Origin of the sequence: Sutterella massiliensis, from assembly GCF_016899755.1 — a bacterium.
GTDB classification, from domain to species: Bacteria; Pseudomonadota; Gammaproteobacteria; order Burkholderiales; family Burkholderiaceae_F; genus Sutterella; species Sutterella massiliensis.
Map to the genome: position 1 here is coordinate 1 of NZ_JACJJC010000078.1, position 1407 is coordinate 1407.

Annotated in this window: 2 protein-coding genes; one reads left to right on the forward strand and one right to left on the reverse strand. The window is 54.3% G+C overall.

The features are described from left to right. The coding region (locus tag H6A60_RS11330) for a hypothetical protein (RefSeq protein ID WP_205104685.1) at window positions 1–193 on the reverse strand (193 nt) is incomplete at its 3' end. Between the two features lie 318 nt (window positions 194–511). On the opposite strand from H6A60_RS11330, the gene H6A60_RS11335 reads away from it, so the two are divergent. After that, window positions 512–1407: sulfatase-like hydrolase/transferase (locus H6A60_RS11335; protein WP_205104687.1), on the forward strand; the 896-nt coding region annotated here is incomplete at its 3' end.

Below are 1407 nucleotides of genomic sequence, written 5' to 3' on the forward strand. Positions count from 1 at the left end.
CGCGGTTGGGCATGTCACTGCATTTGCCATCGGTATTTTCGGCTACGTTGCGCTTGTTGCCGTATTGGATCGATTTTGGTCTGCAACAGTCATCGGAGCTCTGTTGATCATCCTTCTTTGGGCGGGCAATAAGCTCAAGGTAGCCATTCTCAAAGAGCCGCTCGTCTTTTCCGATGTGTTTCTCGCTGGGCACGCATTCAAGTATCCGAGACTTTATTTCGGTTATGCCCCGAAGTGGATTTGGCCAGTCTTGGTTGTCGCGGTGATCCTTCTCGTTGGGCTCGTGGCGCGCGAGAAGCCGATCGGCGTGTCGCTTCCCGTTCGGGGACTCGCTCTTTTTCTGCTCATGGGCGTTGTTTGGGCAGTGCACGAATGGTCGCGGCTACCGAGCAGGAGTCTTCGGTGTTTTCTTGAGAAGCATCCTCTGACTTTTCTCGCGAATCGGGATGCAGTTCGCTATACGCCGCTCGGTGCAGCATTTCTTCATATCGTGTGGCATTCGCGCTTTCGCATGGAAATTAGAAAGAGTTTTCTGTACGAAGCAGCGAATCCGTCGGCTGTTGAGCCGAATGCGGGGCGTCGTCACGTCATGCTCGTACAAGCGGAATCTTTTTGTTGTCTAGGCAAAAAGCTCAATAGGCCCTCGGTCATCCCCTTCATAGATTCGATAGCGAAGGTGGGAAGAGGGGGAAGTCTCTCGCTTGATTGGCGCGGGGCTTACACAATGCGCAGTGAATTTGCGGTTCTGACCGGGATGTCGCCTGAGGCAGTTGAGAGCTACGGATTTGACCCCTATCGACTTGCTGCGCTCATTCCGATGCAAAGCATGGCCCGGACGATGAAGAAGCGCGGTTATAGAACAATCGCTTGGCACCCCAATGACGGACGCTTCTTTGATCGCAATCTGGTAATGCCCAATCTCGGCTTTGACGAGTTTTGGGATTTGAAAAAACTCCGGGCAGTCTACGGAGAGAGACTCTCCTTGATGGGGCGTTACGCTGCCGATTCGGTGCTGCTGGCTCTTGCGGCCGAGTATCTGGCACAGTGCAGGGAACCGACTTTTCTCTTCGTCATAACGATGGAGGCCCACGGTCCTTGGCATGCCGACAATTTCTCCGGGGCGGATCGCATCTCTGAAGAAGAACGCTACGAAGCGCATCTTTGCAGTCTCGACCGAGGTGTTCGCAGTGTTGCGCACGCGATCAACTCTGGGAAGCTTGACGGGGTGATGTTCCTGTACGGAGATCACATTCCCGGTCTTCGGGCGCTTGATGATCCGGCATGTCTTGCAGATCCGACGGCTGCGAATACGGAGTGGATTCTTTTGGGAAGTGAACTGCCGAATACGGCGATGCCCGAAGTGCTCAGACCGGAAGAGGTGTCGGAATTTTTGCTCCGCATGTCTCG